At 73.1% G+C, this 16,712-nt stretch carries 14 protein-coding genes; 9 read left to right on the top strand and 5 right to left on the bottom strand.

From position 1 onward, the window contains the following. Positions 1-74 precede the first annotated feature (74 nt). From ACIBBD_RS08860 to ACIBBD_RS08850, 3 genes are all read right to left on the bottom strand, one after another. On the bottom strand, positions 75-1,886 hold the full coding sequence (locus tag ACIBBD_RS08860) for a protein kinase (RefSeq protein WP_399418597.1): 1,812 nt from the start codon (positions 1,884-1,886) through the stop codon (positions 75-77). Positions 1,887-1,964: 78 nt separating this feature from the next. Beyond that, entirely contained in the window at positions 1,965-2,423 is a 459-nt protein-coding gene (locus ACIBBD_RS08855) for a MarR family winged helix-turn-helix transcriptional regulator (protein ID WP_399418596.1), read from the bottom strand. Next, positions 2,420-3,025 (bottom strand): DJ-1/PfpI family protein, encoded by a 606-nt coding sequence (locus ACIBBD_RS08850; RefSeq protein ID WP_399418595.1) that lies wholly within the window; start codon positions 3,023-3,025, stop codon positions 2,420-2,422. Before ACIBBD_RS08850 ends, ACIBBD_RS08855 begins: the two co-directional genes overlap by 4 nt. Positions 3,026-3,200: 175 nt before the next feature. Here ACIBBD_RS08850 and ACIBBD_RS08845 point away from each other — a divergent pair, with 175 nt between their 5' ends. The 4 genes from ACIBBD_RS08845 (at position 3,201) to ACIBBD_RS08830 (ending at position 8,612) form a co-directional block, all read left to right on the top strand. Further along, positions 3,201-4,556, top strand: coding sequence for an aspartate aminotransferase family protein (locus ACIBBD_RS08845; protein WP_399418594.1), 1,356 nt, complete (start codon positions 3,201-3,203; stop codon positions 4,554-4,556). 164 nt (positions 4,557-4,720) lie between these two features. Next, entirely contained in the window at positions 4,721-5,422 is a 702-nt protein-coding gene (locus tag ACIBBD_RS08840; RefSeq protein ID WP_399418593.1) for a GntR family transcriptional regulator, read from the top strand. Between the two features lie 29 nt (positions 5,423-5,451). After that, complete coding sequence (locus ACIBBD_RS08835; RefSeq protein WP_399418592.1) at positions 5,452-7,920, top strand: glycosyltransferase; 2,469 nt, start codon at positions 5,452-5,454, stop codon at positions 7,918-7,920. A 41-nt stretch (positions 7,921-7,961) separates the two neighbouring features. Continuing rightward, positions 7,962-8,612: a hypothetical protein gene (locus ACIBBD_RS08830; protein WP_399418591.1), complete on the top strand. Its 651-nt coding sequence runs from the start codon at positions 7,962-7,964 to the stop codon at positions 8,610-8,612. Between the two features lie 106 nt (positions 8,613-8,718). Here the strand turns inward: ACIBBD_RS08830 and ACIBBD_RS08825 are convergent, their stop codons facing one another. Continuing rightward, positions 8,719-10,002, bottom strand: coding sequence for an adenylosuccinate synthase (locus tag ACIBBD_RS08825; RefSeq protein ID WP_399418590.1), 1,284 nt, complete (start codon positions 10,000-10,002; stop codon positions 8,719-8,721). A 218-nt stretch (positions 10,003-10,220) separates the two neighbouring features. On the opposite strand from ACIBBD_RS08825, the gene ACIBBD_RS08820 reads away from it, so the two are divergent. The 3 genes from ACIBBD_RS08820 to ACIBBD_RS08810 all read left to right on the top strand — a co-directional run bounded on the left by ACIBBD_RS08820 (position 10,221) and on the right by ACIBBD_RS08810 (position 13,342). Next, complete coding sequence (locus ACIBBD_RS08820) at positions 10,221-11,072, top strand: diacylglycerol kinase family protein (RefSeq protein ID WP_399418589.1); 852 nt, start codon at positions 10,221-10,223, stop codon at positions 11,070-11,072. Between the two features lie 190 nt (positions 11,073-11,262). After that, on the top strand, positions 11,263-11,679 hold the full coding sequence (locus tag ACIBBD_RS08815) for a DUF6086 family protein (protein ID WP_399418588.1): 417 nt from the start codon (positions 11,263-11,265) through the stop codon (positions 11,677-11,679). Between the two features lie 151 nt (positions 11,680-11,830). Further along, entirely contained in the window at positions 11,831-13,342 is a 1,512-nt protein-coding gene (locus ACIBBD_RS08810; protein WP_399418587.1) for an APC family permease, read from the top strand. A gap of 117 nt (positions 13,343-13,459) precedes the next feature. Here ACIBBD_RS08810 and ACIBBD_RS08805 read toward each other — a convergent pair whose 3' ends face one another. Continuing rightward, positions 13,460-13,954, bottom strand: coding sequence for a GbsR/MarR family transcriptional regulator (locus ACIBBD_RS08805; protein ID WP_399418586.1), 495 nt, complete (start codon positions 13,952-13,954; stop codon positions 13,460-13,462). Between the two features lie 73 nt (positions 13,955-14,027). Between ACIBBD_RS08805 and ACIBBD_RS08800 the strand changes: the two genes are divergently transcribed. Beyond that, positions 14,028-14,924 (top strand): ATP-binding cassette domain-containing protein, encoded by an 897-nt coding sequence (locus tag ACIBBD_RS08800; RefSeq protein WP_399418585.1) that lies wholly within the window; start codon positions 14,028-14,030, stop codon positions 14,922-14,924. Then, on the top strand, positions 14,921-16,516 hold the full coding sequence (locus tag ACIBBD_RS08795) for an ABC transporter permease (RefSeq protein ID WP_399418584.1): 1,596 nt from the start codon (positions 14,921-14,923) through the stop codon (positions 16,514-16,516). The genes ACIBBD_RS08800 and ACIBBD_RS08795 overlap by 4 nt, the downstream gene beginning before the upstream one ends. Positions 16,517-16,712 lie beyond the last annotated feature (196 nt).

Genomic DNA, 16,712 nt, shown 5'->3' with positions numbered 1-16,712 from the left:
GACCGGATCGTGGGGTCACCGTACGGCTGTCCGCGGGGGCATTCCGGACGGGTCGGCGGAAGTTCGCCGGACGTTCACCGGCGGGTGTAGGTGAGCTTCTCCCCGGTGGTGGGGTTGAGCCGTTGCAGCCTGCCGTCGGGCAGCAGGGTGACCTCGGTGGCGGCGCCCGGGGTGCAGGAGGAGAGGGGCTCGCCGGTGGTGACCGTGGAGGGGCCTATCCGCAACGGGCCGCCGTCGTCCGGCCGTCGGTCGAGCCGGGCGGTGAACTCGCAGTGGTACGTGTCCCCGTCGGCGACCAGCTTCAGGACCTGGTCGCCGACCTCGCCCTGGGCGAGGGTGAGCCGGCGGGTGTTCGTGCCGGTCGCGTTCTCGATGGTGGCCGTCCAGGTGCCCAGGTAGTCCGCGGGGACGGCGCCGGCCTCCGACGAGGACGGGGACGGCGACGGGCTGCCGGACCCGGTGGCGGCCGGGCTCGGTGTCGGTGACCCGGGCGCGGTGGCCGTCGAGGCGGCGGGGCGCGCGCCGGGCGTGTCGGTGTCGCCGCCGTTCATCAGCGCGTACACCGAGCCGCCCGCGGCCAGCGCGACCACCGCGGCGACCACCACGAGCAGCGCGGTCGAGCGGCCGCGGCGGGGCGGCTCCGGGGGCTCGCCTCCGGGGGCGGAGAACGGGGGCTCCCCTCCGTGGGGAGGGTAAGGGGGCTGCGGCGAGGTCACGCCGGGGCCGCCCGCCGCGTAGGGGTTGTACGGCACCGGCTGCGGCGGCTGGACCGGCGGCTGCGGGTGGCCGTAGGCGCCGGGCGCGGGCTGTGGGTGCTGCTGCGGGTGGCCGTAGGCCGGGTGGGCCGGGGCGGCGGTCCCGCCCGCGGCCACCGGCGGGAAGCCCGCGACCAGGGTGGGGGTGTGGTCCGGGGAGGGGAGGCCGCCGCGCGGGCCCGAGTGCTCGGGGGCCGCCTCGCCGCCGTCCGGGTCCTCCGTCTCCAGCAGCCGCACCGCGTGCCGGCCCAGCTGCGCGACCAGGGTGTTGGGCAGCCAGGGGTCGCGGGAGCGTCCCTCGGCGACGGTGTCCCGCGCGCCGGTGCGCTCCAGGATCCACTCCAGGGACGGCCGGGCGGCCGGGTCCTTGCGCAGGCAGGCGCGGACCAGGTCGGCGATGCCCTCGGGGAGCCCGGACAGGTCGGGTTCCTCCTCGGCGATGCGGAACATCAGGGCGTGCACGCCGGAGTCGGCGGAGCCGAAGGGGAGGGTGCCGGTGGCGGCGTAGGTGAGGACCGAGCCGAGGCAGAAGACGTCGCACGCGGGGCTGATCCGGTCGCCGCGCACCTGCTCGGGCGCCATGAAGCCGGGCGAGCCGATCACCGCGCCGGTGCGGGTGAGACCGCTGTCGCCGGGCACCGTCTCCAGGGCCCGCGCGACGCCGAAGTCGATGACGCGGGGGCCCTCGATGGTGACCATCACGTTGGACGGCTTGAGGTCGCGGTGGACGATCCCGGCCGCGTGGATGTTGGTGAGCGCGTGGGCGAGCCCGGCGGCGAGGACGCGCACCGAGCGCTCGGGCAGCGGACCGTGGTCGTGGGCGACGACCTGCTGGAGGCTCGGCCCGGCGACATAGCCGGTGGCGACCCAGGGCACGGCGGCCTCGGTGTCGGCGTCGAGGACGGGCGCGGTCCAGAACCCGCCGACCCGCTGGGCGTGGCGCACCTCGTGCCGGAACCGGGCCCGGAACTCCTCGCGCGCCGCCAGTTCCCGCCGGATCAGCTTCACGGCGACGGTCCGTCCGCGGTCGGAGCGAGCGAGGTAGACCTGCCCCATCCCGCCGGACCCCAGCCGCGCGAGCAGCCGGTAGCCGCCGATGCGCTGGGGATCCCCCGGCTCCAGCTTCTCCATGGCCCCGCCGCCTCTCCCCCACATGTGTGAACGAGCCGAGAATAATCCGGCTGTTCGGGGAGTCGAGCGGTGCGGGGTCTACGGTTCCATAACGGGCGGTTCCAGCTCGTCCAGCACCTTCGACAGCCGCTCCAGGGCCCGTACGGCCTCGGCGAGCTCCGCCTCCCCGTACGCGCGGGCCAGCCGGTCGGCGAAGGCCGCGTGCCCGGGGTCGACGCGGGCGATCGCGGCCCGCCCCTCCCGCGTGGGCGCGAGCAGCTTGGCGCGCCGGTGGGCCGGGTTGGGCCGGTACTCGGCGAGCCCCTTGTCCACCAGCAGGTCGGCGACGCGCTGCACGCTCTGCCGGGTGATGCCCATGGCCCGGGCGATGCCGGACACCGGCAGGGGTTCGGTCAGCACCGCGCCGAGCACCTGCCACCAGGCGGCGGTGAGCCCGGCGGGCCTGGCCAGTTCCTCGGCGACGGCGAGGAACTGGCCGTTCAGCCGGAAGACGCCGAGGGCGCCGCGGCTGAGCAGGTCCTGACGTTCACGGTTCACCGCGCGGCCGCCTTCTCCAGCACGGCGTACGCCTCCGCGTCGGAGTCGTGGAACAGCCGGTACCAGGCGTCCAGCACCTCTCCCTCGTACACCCCGAGGAGCCGCAGGACTTCCCGGGCGAAGGCGACGGGTTCGGTGGGGCCGGCGGTGATCAGGCCGCGGTCGGTGACGGCGTCGGCGTCGACGTACCGGTCGCCGCCCGCGTACCCGGTGGCGGCGAGGTAGAAGGGGACGGCGCTGGTGTGGGCCCGGTCGTCGAGCAGGCCCTCGCGGGCGAGTCCGGCGGTGGCGCCGCAGATCGCGGCGACGGGGGTGCCGGCGTCCAGGAAGGCGCGGGCGGCGCGGGCGAACGGGGCGAGACCGTCGGAGGTGTCCCAGAGGTCGGCGCCCGGGAGGATCAGCAGGGCGCTGTCCTCGGGGCGTACGTCCGCCAGGGCCAGGTCGGGCCCGATCCGGAGGCCGCCGACGCTACGGACCTCCTCCGTGGTGGGGCCGACGGTGAGGACGTCGTACCCGTTCCGCGCCAGGTACGCGGTGGCGTACCCCGTTTCCCAGTCGGCGAGGGTGTCGTAGACGGCGAGATGCACGGGCTTGCGGCTCATGGTGCCTCCTCGGATTCCCTGATGACAGGAGACTGTCATTTAGACAGCGTACTGTCAATAAGGGTCCGTCGGCGGGAGCCGGGGCGCTCATGCGCGACAACCTGTCGCGGAAACCCCCCGCCACCCGACAGGACGCCGATACCGCTTCCGCATCGCGGACATTTACGCTCACCGCATGACCCCTCAGCCCAACCCCCAGACCGGCGCCGCCGTGAAGGCCGCGGACCGCGCGCACGTCTTCCACTCCTGGTCCGCGCAGGAGCTCATCGACCCGCTCGCCGTGGCCGGCGCGGAGGGGTCGTACTTCTGGGACTACGACGGCAACCGCTACCTCGACCTCACCAGCGGGCTCGTCTTCACGAACATCGGCTACCAGCACCCCAAGGTCGTCGCCGCGATCCAGGAGCAGGCCGCACACCTGACCACCTTCGCGCCCGCCTTCGCCGTCGAGGCCCGTTCCGAGGCGGCCCGGCTGATCGCCGAGCGCACCCCCGGCGACCTCGACAAGATCTTCTTCACCAACGGCGGCGCCGACGCCGTGGAGCACGCGGTGCGCATGGCACGGCTGCACACCGGGCGCCCCAAGGTGCTCTCGGCGTACCGCTCGTACCACGGCGGCACCCAGCAGGCCGTGAACATCACCGGTGACCCGCGCCGCTGGGCCTCCGACAGCGCCTCCGCCGGGGTCGTGCACTTCTGGGCGCCCTTCCTGTACCGCTCCCGCTTCTACGCGGAGACCGAGGAGCAGGAGTGCGCGCGGGCGCTCGAGCACCTGGAGACGACGATCGCCTTCGAGGGCCCCGGGACCATCGCCGCGATCATCCTGGAGACCATCCCCGGCACGGCCGGGATCATGGTGCCGCCGCCCGGCTATCTCGCCGGCGTGCGGGAGATCTGCGACAAGTACGGGATCGTCTTCGTCCTGGACGAGGTGATGGCCGGGTTCGGGCGCACCGGTGAGTGGTTCGCGGCCGACCTGTTCGGTGTCGTACCGGACCTGATGACCTTCGCCAAGGGCGTGAACAGCGGGTACGTGCCGCTGGGCGGTGTGGCCATCTCCGGCGCCATCGCGGAGACCTTCGGGAAGCGGCCCTACCCGGGCGGTCTCACCTACTCCGGGCACCCGCTGGCCTGTGCCGCCGCCGTCGCGACGATCAACGTCATGGCGGAGGAGGGGGTCGTCGGGAACGCCAGGGACCTCGGCGCGTCCGTCGTCGGGCCGGGACTGCGGGAGCTGGCCGAGCGCCACCCCAGCGTGGGCGAGGTGCGGGGCACCGGCATGTTCTGGGCCGTCGAGCTGGTGAAGAACCGTGAGACGCGCGAACCGCTGGTGCCGTACAACGCGTCCGGTGAGGCGAACGCGCCGATGGCCGCCTTCGGCGCCGCCGCCCGCAAGGCCGGGGTGTGGCCGTTCGTCAACATGAACCGCACCCACTTCGTGCCGCCGTGCACCGCGAGCGCGTCCGAGGTGAAGGAGGGCCTGGCGGCGCTGGACGCCGCGCTGACGGTGGCCGACGCGTACACGGAGTAGGGCCGGCACCCTGACCGGACGGCGCGTGGCGGGGACGCCGATCGAGCGGAACCCCGCTTCCGTCGAACGCGTAAGGTGACGTGCTCGTAGATGAGTACGAGTGTGAGTACACGTGCGCGTACGAGCACGCCACCTTACGTCCGCGACGAGGAGACGCCCCGACCATGCCCGGCAGCAGCGGCAACGGCGCCGTGACCCGCAGCACCCTGCGGCAGCAGATCGCCGACGCGCTTCGTGACGAGGTGCTGGCGGGACGGCTCCAGCCGGGCCAGGAGTTCACGGTGAAGGAGATCGCCGAGCAGTACGGCGTCTCCGCGACCCCGGTCCGCGAGGCCCTGGTGGATCTCTCCGCGCAGGGCCTCCTCGACGCCGACCAGCATCGCGGCTTCCGCGTCCACGAGTACTCCCCCGACGACTTCCGGGGCATGATCGAGGCGCGCAGCCTGGTCATCGAGGGCATGTTCCTCGCCCTGGACAAGGGCCGTGAGGGCTTCCAGAACCCGCAGGACGCGCGGATCGCCGCCGCCATGGCGGGCGTGCGCCGGCGAGGGGAGGAGGCCCAGCGCGCCGCGGCCGCCGGTGACCTCACCGTCCTCATCGGCTACGACCTGCGGTTCTGGCGCGAGCTGAGCGCGCTGTTCGGCAACCCGTACCTCGCGGACTTCCTGCACCGGCTGCGCGTGCAGACCTGGGTGTGCCTGGTGCAGCATCTGCGCCGGCTGAGCGAGCTGCGCGGGCGCCTCTGGTCCGGCCACACGGAACTGGTCGACGCCCTGTACCGGCGCGACACCGCCACCGCCCGCTCGATCCTCGACGCCTACAACGCCCACTCGATCGCGCTGATCGAGCGGCCGACGGCGGAATGAGACCGGCGGACACGGGCGCGAGGAGGCCGGTGCCGAGCCGGGCGACGGTCGTCGGCCTGTCCGTCGTCATCCCCGCCTACAACGAGGAACACCGCCTCGGCCGCACCCTCGACGCCGTCACCCGCTACCTCGACGAGACCGCGTCCCGCTGGGGCGGCTGGGAGATCGTCGTCGCCGACGACGGCTCCACCGACGCCACCCGCGAGATCGTCACCCTCCGCCGCGACCCCCGTCTGCGGCTGGTCACCAGCCCCGGCAACCGCGGCAAGGGCCACGCCCTGCGCCTCGGGGTCGCCGCCAGCCGGGGGCGCCGCGTCCTCGTCACGGACGCCGACCTCTCCGCGCCCGTGGCCGAGCTGGAGCGGCTGGAGGAGGCGCTCGCGGCGGGACACGCGGCGGCCGTCGGATCGCGCGCGCTGCCGGGGTCGACGCTCGGCGACCGCCAGCACCGGGTGCGTGAACTCCTCGGCGCCGCCGGGAACTTACTCATCCGCGGGACGGCGGTGCGCGGGATACGCGACACCCAGTGCGGGTTCAAGCTGTTCGACGGCGAGAAGGCCCGCACCGCCTTCGCCGCGTCCCGGCTGGACGGCTGGGCCGTCGACGTGGAGGTGCTGCGCCACTTCCAGCAGGCCGGCTGGACGGTGGCCGAGGTGCCCGTGCACTGGTCGCACCAGCGCGGCTCGAAGGTGCGCCCGCTGGACTACCTGCGGGTCCTGCGCGACCTGGTCCGGCTGCGGACCCCGGTGCCGGGACCCGCCGACGCCGTCGCCGCCGCCCTGTTCCTCGCGATGGCCGTCGCGCTCTACTCCGGCCGCTTCCTCGACCCGGCCCACCGCTACCTCACCGACTCCCTCCAGGACCAGAACCAGTGGGAGTGGTTCTTCGCGGTGACCGCCGACAACGTCGCCCACCTGCGCAACCCGCTCTTCAGCGACCTCCAGGGCGCCCCCGGGGGCGTGAACCTGATGGCGAACACGGCCATGCTCGGCCTGTCCGTCCCGCTCACGCCGGTCACGCTCCTCCTCGGCCCGGCCGTCACCCTGAACCTGGTGATGACGCTGGGTCTGGCCGCCACCGCCACCGCCTGGTACCGGCTGATCGCGCGCCGGCTGGAGCCACAGCGGGGGGCCGCCTTCGCCGGCGCCGCCCTGGCCGCCTTCGCCCCGCCCATGGTCAGCCACGCCAACGCCCATCCGAACTTCGTCGTGCTGTTCATGATCCCGCTGATCGCCGAACGGGCCCTGCGCCTGTGCGCGGGCACCCGGACCACCCGCGACGCGGTGGTCCTCGGCCTGATGGCGGCCTACCAGCTGTTCCTGGGCGAGGAGCCCCTGCTGCTGGCCGCGCTCGGCATGCTGCTCTTCGCCGCCGCCTACGCGGCCGTACGCCCGCGCGTGGCCCGCGGGGCCGTACGCCCCCTGCTGCGCGGCCTGGCGATCGCCGCGGCCGTCTGCCTCCTCCTCGTCGTCTATCCGCTGGCCTGGCAGTTCTCCGGTCCGCAGAGCTACACGCACATCGATCACGGCCCCGGCACCGCCAACACCGTGCGCGCCCTGCTCACCTTCGCCGAACGCTCCCTGCTCTTCGGCGACGCCGACCGCGCGGACGCCCTCTCGCTCAACCCCACCGAGCAGAACGCCTTCTACGGCTGGCCCCTGCTCCTGCTGGCCCTCGCGATCACCGTACGGCTGTGGCGGCGGCCGGCCGCCAGGGCGCTGGCGTTCACCGCGGCCGCGGCGGCCGTCCTCTCCCTGGGCCCGCGCGTCCACGTCCCGCTCACCGGCACCACCGTCCCCGGCCCCTGGACCCTCCTCGCCGGCCTCCCCCTGTTCGAGTCGGTCATCGAGAGCCGGGTCGCGATGGTCTGCGCCCCCGTCCTCGGCATGCTGCTCGCCCTCGCGATCGGCCGGCTCGCGGCGGCCCGCTCCCTGGGCACGCGGTACGCCGGCCTGCTCGCCGCCGGCCTCGCCCTGCTGCCCCTCGTCCCGGCCCCGCTGAGGTCCGAGCCGCGCGCCGAGGTGCCCGCCTTCTTCACGGAGGGCACCTGGAAGGCGTACGTCCGCCCCGGGGAGTCCCTCGTGCCGGTGCCGCTGCCGGAGCCGGCCGCCGCCGAGGCCCTCCACTGGCAGACCGCCGCCGGCCTCGGCTTCCCGATGCCCGGCGGCTACTTCAACGGCCCGTACGGCGACGGCGACCGCAGCGGCGTCTACGGCGTCCCGCTGCGCTGGACGGCGAGCGTGCTGCGGGACGTGCGGGCCACGGGCGTCGCGCCGGTGATCGACGAGCGGGCCCGGGGCGAGACGCGCGCCGACCTCGCGCACTGGAGGGCGGGCGCGCTGGTGCTCGTCCCCCAGCCGCGCGACGGCGTGCTGCGGACGACCGTGGAGAAGCTGGTGGGCCGTCCCGGTAGATGGGTGGACGGCGTGTGGGTATGGGACCTGCACGAGGACGTACGAGGGGAGCTGAGGCGTGCCGCACCGACTACCCTTCCCTGACCGGGCAATAGCCGACGAACGCGCTGAGTGAGGAGCTCTCTTTGGCCTGTGACCTGTGGCTGGTACCGCTCGTCGACGTGTTGTGCCACACCCCCGACAACCCGTTCGCCGAGGAACTCGCGCAGTACAACAAGGTGCTCGCCGAGTCGGGACTCCCGCCCGTGCCGGTGTACCAGTACATGCCGGGCCTGTCCGGTGACGTCGCCCCCGTGGCCGGTTTCGACTACGACGCGCTGCACTTCCTGCGCCGCGCCTACCTGTTGCAGGTCTGCGGGCTTCCGGTGACCCCGGTCGACGAACTCGGCGGCGACTACGAGCAACTCCTGGAGATGTTCGAGGCGACGGCCCAGCAGTCCCACCTGGTCTGGCACTACGACCACGCGGGCGCCTACGTCCCCGTCGACTTCCCGCAGCCGCTGTCCAACGACGAACTCCTCGCCGGAGGCGGCCCGTTGGGCTCCTCGCAGTCCCTGCTGCGGGAGCTCGAGTACGTCGCCCCGTCGATCGGCATCGACCCGGCGAACCCCCCGGCCGCCCCCCATCCCCCGTCCGCGCCGACGGAACTGGAGGAACCGGCGGTCCCGGCACCGTACGACCCCAGCCCCTTCGCCCGCGAACGGCACGTCTGGCTGGGGCTGCACGCGGCGGCGACGCGGAGCCTGGCGCAGGGCTCGATGATCGTCTTCAGCTGAGGGGCCGCCGGGTGGACGTCGGCGGCCCGGCGACGCCCGTCTTCGGCCGGGGCCGGTGACCGGGCCGCCGCAGCAGCCTTCGGTCACCGGCACCTTTCACCGCGTCCTACAGGAACGAGTTGATCTCGATCGTCTCGTCCCGGCCCGGGCCCACGCCGATCGCGGAGATCGGGGCGCCGGACATCTCCTCCAGCGCCTTGACGTAGTTCTGGGCGTTCTTCGGCAGGTCGGAGAAGGACTTCGCCTTGCTGATGTCCTCGGACCAGCCGGGCAGCGTCTCGTAGACCGGCTTCGCGTGGTGGAAGTCGGACTGGGAGTACGGGAGCTCCTCCACGCGCCTGCCGTCGACCTCGTAGGCGACGCAGACCGGGATCTCCTCCCAGCCGGTGAGGACGTCCAGCTTGGTGAGGAAGAAGTCGGTCAGGCCGTTGACGCGGGTCGCGTAGCGGGCGATGACCGCGTCGAACCAGCCGCAGCGGCGGTCACGGCCGGTGGTGACGCCCCGCTCGCCGCCGATGCGGCGCAGCGCCTCGCCGTCCTCGTCGAACAGCTCGGTCGGGAACGGGCCGGCGCCGACGCGGGTCGTGTACGCCTTGAGGATGCCGATCACGCGGCTGATCTTCGTCGGACCGACACCGGCACCGGTGCAGGCGCCGCCCGCGGTCGGGTTCGACGAGGTGACGAAGGGGTACGTGCCGTGGTCGATGTCGAGCAGCGTGCCCTGGCCGCCCTCGAACAGGACGACCTTGTCGTCCTCCAGGGCCTGGTTGAGGACGAGGACCGTGTCGGCGACGTACGGCGCCAGCTTCTCGGCGTAGCCGAGCAGCTCCTCGACCACCTGGTCGACGGCGATCGCGCGACGGTTGTAGAGCTTGGTGAGCAGCTGGTTCTTGACGTCGAGCGCCGCCTCGACCTTCTGCTGGAGGATCGACTCGTCGTACAGGTCCTGGACGCGGATGCCGACGCGGTTGATCTTGTCGGCGTAGGTCGGTCCGATGCCGCGGCCGGTCGTGCCGATCTTGCGCTTTCCGAGGAAGCGTTCCGTCACCTTGTCGACAGTGACGTTGTAGGGCGTGATGATGTGCGCGTTGCCGCTGATGAGCAGTTTCGACGTGTCGACGCCGCGCTCGTTCAGACCGCTCAGCTCGGAGAGCAGGACCGACGGGTCCACGACGACGCCGTTTCCGATGACGGGTGTACATCCGGGCGAGAGGATTCCGGAAGGGAGGAGGTGGAGTGCGTACTTCTGGTCGCCCACGACGACCGTGTGGCCGGCGTTGTTGCCGCCCTGGTAGCGCACTACGTAGTCCACCGAGCCACCGAGCAGGTCGGTGGCCTTCCCCTTGCCTTCGTCACCCCACTGAGCACCGAGCAGCACAAGTGCGGGCACGCGCGTACACCCCTTCCGGGTGGGGCATGTCCAGGGTCAGGGGCGTACGCGGAGGGTGTTTCCACCGCGTGCACCGCGACCGTCGTTGGCCGCTGTTCGACCGTCACCGGTCGCACACCGTCGGACCCGGATGCCCCGGAATAGACGAAGCCCCTGGCGCAATAGCGCAAGGGGCTCTTGCACAAAGATGCTACCCGAGGAAGCGAGGCAGGACCGAGGTGGCGACTTTCGCGACGCCGGATCAGCTGCTGGTGATCATCGATCCGGTCGCCCGGAGGACCGACGGGGAGTCCGTACGGATCGCGAAAGACGTGCTCAGCGCGGGTGCGGCCGCGAAAGTGTGTCTGCCGGACGGCCCGGAGGAATTCGCCCGGGCGCTGGCCCGCCGCGGTTCGCGACGGCCGGTCGTCATAGGCGACGACCGCGCCCTGATGCGGGCGGTGGCCCTGCTGCACCGGCAGCGGGCGCTGGCCGAATGCGCCCTGTCGGTGGTGCCGGTGGGCAGCTCCCTGGGCGTCGCGCAGTCCCTGGGGGTGCCCACGGGGGCCGTGGCGGCGGCGCGGGCGGTCCTGGACGGCGCCGAGCGGCGGCTGGACCTGCTCGTCGACGACAGCGACGGGGTGGTGCTCGGGGCGCTGCGGATACCGGCGGTCCCGCTCTCCTCCCAGGGGGAGACGGCGCTCGCGGGAGGAGCCCGGCCCTGGCTGCGGACGTGCCAGTCCCTCGTACGGACCCTGGTGCCCTCCCGGCCGCCCCGGATCGCCGCCGCCCCCGTCCCGTCGGGACCCGCGCGGCTGCGGGTCGAGGTGGACGGGGAGACGCTCGTCGACCTGGACCAGCCGGTGGAGGCGGTGTCGGTGACCCCGGACGCCTCCGGCACGGCCGTCGTCGAGGTACGGCCCCTGTCGCTGGGCGCGGAGGCGTCGCCGCTGGAGGCCCGGGGGCGGACGGTGACCGTGTCGGGCTCCGACTTCCGCTACCGGGCGGACGCGGCGGTGGGGGGCCCGGTCCGGAGACGGACGTGGGTGGTGCGGGAGGGGGCGCTGGGATTGGTGCTGCCGGGGCGGTGAGGGGGCGGCGAGCCGGTGGTGAAGGGATATCTCCCGGGACGGCGCGTGGGCGGCGAGGGGGCGCGGCGAGCGGGCGGCGAGGGAGGCGGCAGCGAGCGGGGCGGCGACGGGTGGCGAGGGGAAATTCCGTGGGCGGTGGCCGGGCGCCGGGTTAGGGTGCGCAGCCGTCGACCATGCGGGGAGGACGTCCGTGAGCCAGTACTACGAGGTGGACGGGGAGACGCTGTGGAACCCGTCGCAGGGGGCGTCCCGGCTGTTCCTGGCCCATGTGCGCGTCCACGAGGAGTGGCTGGGCGTTCCCTCGGGTCTCGGACCGATGGAGTGGGACGAGTGCCAGATCGACGTCGCCGTCTTCACCACGTTCGTGAACGCCTTGCTGGAGCGGCACAGCCGGACCCGGCACGCCGTGGTCAACGCCCTGTCCGACGGCTTCGTCGCCACGGTGCTGGCGCTCGCCGCGCGGGCCGGGATCGACGTACGCCCGCCGCGGCCGCCCGCCGGGCTCGAAGGGTTCACGGACGTGCAGGTGCCGTCGGCCGCCGAGTCCGACCGGTCCGCCCGGCTGCTCGCACAGGCCGAGGAACTGCAGCGGGCCATGCCGCGCTGAGCCGCCGTCACCCGGCGTGAGCGACCTCGCCAAAGGTCTGATTGACAAACATTTAACCGCTCCCACCCCTTGAGCGACCCACGAGGAGTACAGCATCCTCCTGCATCAGGGCGTCCGTGAGGCGCACGCGACGGCAGGAGGGGGCCACCCGATGGCAGTGGACGAGGGCGTCGCCCCGGCGGCGAGGACAGGCGGCGAAGAGCCGGTTCACCGGCTCAAGCCCAACGCCGTGGGCCTGCTCGGCGTGGTCTTCATGGCCGTCGCGACGGCCGCGCCGATCACCGCGATGACCGGCAACGTGCCCTTCATGGTGTCGTCGGGCAACGGTGTCGGCGCCCCGGCGAGCTACCTCGTCGCAATGGTCGTCCTGGCCATCTTTTCCGTCGGCTTCACCTCGATGGCGCAGCACATCACGTCCACGGGCGCCTTCTACGGCTTCATCTCCTACGGCCTCGGCCGCAGCGTCGGCCTCGCCTCCGGGCTGCTGGCGACCTTCGCGTACGTCGTCTTCGAGCCGGCGCTGATCGGCATCTTCTCCACCTTCGCGACGACGACCCTGAAGGACCAGAGCGGGCTCGACGTGCCGTGGTGGGCGTTCGCGGTCCTGATGCTCGCGATCAACGCGACCGGCACCTGGTTCGGCGTCTCGGTCGCCGAGAAGCTGCTCGTCGTGCTGCTGGCCACCGAGGTGACGGTCCTCGCGGCGATGGCGGTCTCGGTCGCCCTCCACGGCGGCGGCCCGCACGGCTTCACCTTCGACCCGGTCAATCCGGTCAACGCCTTCCACGGCACGTCCGCCGGGCTCGGCCTGTTCTTCGCCTTCTGGTCGTGGGTGGGCTTCGAGTCGACGGCGATGTACGGCGAGGAGTCCCGCGACCCGAAGAAGATCATCCCCAAGGCGACGATGATCTCCGTCCTCGGCGTCGGCGTCTTCTACGTCTTCGTCTCCTGGATGGCCATCATCGGCAACGGCGAGAAGGAGGCCGTGGCCGCCGCCTCCTCCGCGAACCCCCTGGCGATGTTCTTCGACCCCACCGAGCAGTACGTCGGCCACTGGGCGGTCGTCGTCATGCAGTGGCTGATGATCACCGGCTCGCTGGCCTGCGGCATGGCCTTCCACAACTGCGCCGCCCGCTACCTCTACGCGCTCGGCCGCGAGGGCGTCCTGCCGTCGCTGAGGAACACCGTCGGCCGCACCCACGCCCGGCACGGCTCCCCGCACATCGCGGGCCTGGCGCAGACCGTGGTCAGCGGCGTGCTGATCGCCGCGTTCTGGATCGCGGGCAAGGACCCCTACACGGGGACGTACGTCCTGCTCGCGATCCTCGGCACCATGGCGATCCTCGTCGTGCAGGCGGTGTGCTCGTTCGCGGTACTGGCGTACTTCCGCTCCCACCACCCGGAGAGCCGGCACTGGTTCAGGACCTTCACCGCGCCGCTCCTCGGCGGGGTCGCGATGCTCGCGGTGGTCGCGCTGCTGGTGTCCAACATGGGCGTCGCGGCCGGCCCGGAGTCGGGTTCACGGGTCCTGAGGGCGACGCCGTGGATCGTGGCGCTGGTCGCGGTCGCGGGCGTCGGGTACGCGCAGTACCTCAAGCGGCGCGATCCGGCCCGCTACCGGCTGCTGGGGCGGACGGTGCTGGAGGAGACGAAGGAACGCTGAGCGCCTCACTGGCGGGAGGAACGCCGAGCGTGTCACCGGGCGCGGGAAGGATGAGCGCCTCGCCGGCCACGGGAATGACGAGCGTGTCACCGGCCGGGGGAACGCGCTGGGCGCGCGTCACTGGCCGAAGGTCTTCTCGCGGTGGACGCGCCAGCGGTCCATCATGGCCGCGACCTCGCCCTCGATGAACTCGAAGAAGGCGAGCGTCTCGGCCATGCGGCGGCCGGCCGGCGTGTCGACGCCGAGGCTGCTCACGCCGTCGCGCAGGGCCCCCTCCCAGCGCTTGATGACGGTCTCCCGGTTGGCCAGGGCCTCGTACCACTGGTCGCCGTGCACCCGGTAGCGCTCCCGGCGCGAGCCGGGCTCCCGCTCGCGCGACACCATGTGCGTCTGGGCCAGGTAGCGCACCGCACCGGAGACCGCGGCGGGGCTGATCCGCAGCTGCTCGCCCAGCTCCGCCGAGGTCAGCGCGCCCTCGTCGGAGGAGAGGAGCGCCGCGAAGACCCGCGCCGCCATGCGCTGCATCCCCGCCTCGACGAGCTGGGCGGCGAAGGACTCGACGAACCTCGACACGGCCTCCGCGTCCCGCCCGGTCCCGGTTGGTTCCCTCATGCGGTCATCCTATCCGGGCTTCACGAGCTTCCTTAACTTCACAAATTTCTGAAGCAAGCGTATGTTCCGAAGCATGACCAAGGCCATCACGGTGTCCGGACTGCACAAGTCCTTCGGCCGTACTCACGCGCTCGACGGCCTCGACCTGGAGGTCGAGACGGGCGAGGTGCACGGTTTCCTCGGCCCCAACGGTGCCGGCAAGTCCACCGCCATCCGCGTCCTGCTCGGGCTGCTGCGCGCCGACTCCGGCGCCGCCCGGGTCCTCGGCCGCGATCCGTGGAAGGACGCGGTGGAGGTGCACCGCCGGATCGCGTACGTCCCCGGGGACGTGACCCTGTGGCGGAACCTGTCCGGCGGCGAGGTCATCGACCTCCTGGGCCGGCTGCGCGGAGGCCTGGACGCCCGGCGCCGCGCGGAGCTGGTCGAACGCTTCGAGCTGGACCCCACCAAGAAGGGCCGCACCTACTCCAAGGGCAACCGGCAGAAGGTCGCCCTGGTCGCCGCCTTCGCCTCGGACGTCGACCTGCTCGTCCTGGACGAGCCGACCTCGGGACTCGACCCGCTGATGGAGGAGGTCTTCCAGCGGTGCGTGCGGGAGGAACGCGACCGGGGCCGTACGGTCCTGCTGTCCTCGCACATCCTGAGCGAGGTCGAGCAGCTCTGCGACCGGGTCAGCATCATCCGCAAGGGCCGCACGGTCGAGACGGGCTCGCTGGCGGACCTGCGCCACCTGACCCGCACCAGCGTCACCGCCGACCTCGCGGGCGCCCCCGACGGGCTGGCCGGACTGCCCGGCGTCCACGACCTCGACGTCCAGGGCAACCGGGTGCGGTTGCAGGTCGACACCGACAGGCTGGACGCCGTCCTGCGGTCGCTGAGCGCGTCGGGCGTCCGTTCGCTGACCTCGACGCCGCCGACCCTGGAAGAGCTGTTCCTGAGCCACTACCAGGACGAGGTGGCCGCGCGATGACGACGCTCGCCGCCCGCGGAACCGGCCAGCTGGCGGGCACCGGCACGCTGGTGCGCTTCGCGCTGCGCCGCGACCGGGTGATGATCCCCGTGTGGACCGCGGTCAACGCCCTGATGGTCCTGTCCATGCCGAACACCCTGAAGGGCCTGTACGGCACGGACGCCGAACGCGCCGACCTGATCCGGCAGGTGGCGGCCAACTCCTCGCTGCGGGCCCTGGTCGGCCCCGTCTTCGACGACTCCCTCGGCGCCCTCACCGCCTGGCGGGCCGGCGTCTACGCGGGCGCGCTCGCGGCGGTGACGAGCCTGCTGATCGTCGTACGGCACACCCGTGACGAGGAGGAGAGCGGCCGTCAGGAACTCATCGCCTCCGGCATGGTCGGCCACCGCGCCTCCCTGACGTCGGCCCTGCTGACGGCGGCCGTCGCCAACATGGCCCTGGCGCTGCTGGTCACGGCCGGCCTCGCGGGTCACGGCGCCGCCGGAGCGCTGGCCCTCGGGCTGGGGCTGGCGGCCGTGGGCATGCTCTTCGCCACGACGGCCGCGATCGTCGCGCAGCTCACCGAGAGCGCGCGGCTCGCCCGGGGCCTGACCGCGGCCGTGCTGGGCGCCGCGTTCGTGCTGCGCGCGGCGGGCGACTCGGCGACGGACGACGGCTCGTCGGTGCTGACGTGGCTGTCACCGCTGGGCTGGCTGGAGAACCTGCGCGCCTTCGCGGACGAACGGTGGTGGGTGCTGCCGCTGTTCGCGGCGGCGATCACCGCGCAGGGCCTGGTCGCGTACGCGCTGGCCGGACGCCGGGACGTCGGCATGAGCTTCCTGCCCACCCGGCCGGGACCGGCCGCCGGCCGCCTCGGCACCGCCGGGGCACTGGCCTGGCGGCTGCACCGGGGCAGCGTGCTCGGCTGGAGCGTCGCCTTCTTCCTCGCCGGGGTCGTCTACGGCGGGATGGCGGAGAGCGCGGCCGACCTGGTCGGGGACAACGCGCGGGCCCGCGAGATCTTCGAGCGGATGGGCGGCCAGTCGGCGATCACGGACGCCTTCCTCTCCGCGATGGTCGGCATGCTCGGCCTGGTGGCGGCCCTCTACATCGTCGCGTCGGTCCTGCGTCTGCACGGTGAGGAGACCTCCGGCCGCGCGGAACCCGTCCTCGCGACCGCGGTCGGCCGGCTGCGCTGGGCCGCCGGCCACCTGGTCGTCGCCTTCGGCGGCGCCGCCCTGATCATGCTTCTCGCGGCCCTCGGCTTCACCGCGGGCCACGGAAAGGACCTCGGCCCTCTCCTGGCCGCCGCCCTGGTCCAGCTCCCGGCGATCTGGGTGATCGGCGGCACGGCGGTCCTCCTCCACGGCCTGGCCCCCCGCCTGGCCCCCGCCGCCTGGGCCGTGGCCGGCGCGGCCCTCCTCCTGGGCTGGATCGGCCCCGCGCTGGACCTCCCCCGGTCGGTGCTGAACCTCTCCCCCTTCGGCCACCTCCCGAAGCTGCCGGGGGGTGACATGTCCTGGACACCGGTGGTCCTCCTGACCGTCCTGGCGGCGCTCCTGGTCACGGCCGGCCTGGCGGGAGCACGCCGGCGGGATGTGACCAGCGGGTGAGGGGGTGGGTTCAGGGGGTGAGGGGGCGGTTCCGGCGGGTGAGGGGGGATACAGCGGGTGAGGGGACCGGGGCGGGACGGGTCGGCGGGCTCGACGGGTCGGCGGTGGGGTGAGCCGCGCCGGGGTCGGCAGGGCCGGGCGGGGCCACGCCGGGGTGGGCAGGCCGGGATGGCCGTCCCACGCCGAACCGGCCCGT

This window comes from Streptomyces sp. NPDC051315, from assembly GCF_044455165.1.
GTDB lineage: Bacteria > Actinomycetota > Actinomycetes > Streptomycetales > Streptomycetaceae > Streptomyces.
The sequence above is the reverse complement of the archived record's forward strand: the minus strand, read 5'-3'. Positions and strand labels throughout refer to the sequence as shown.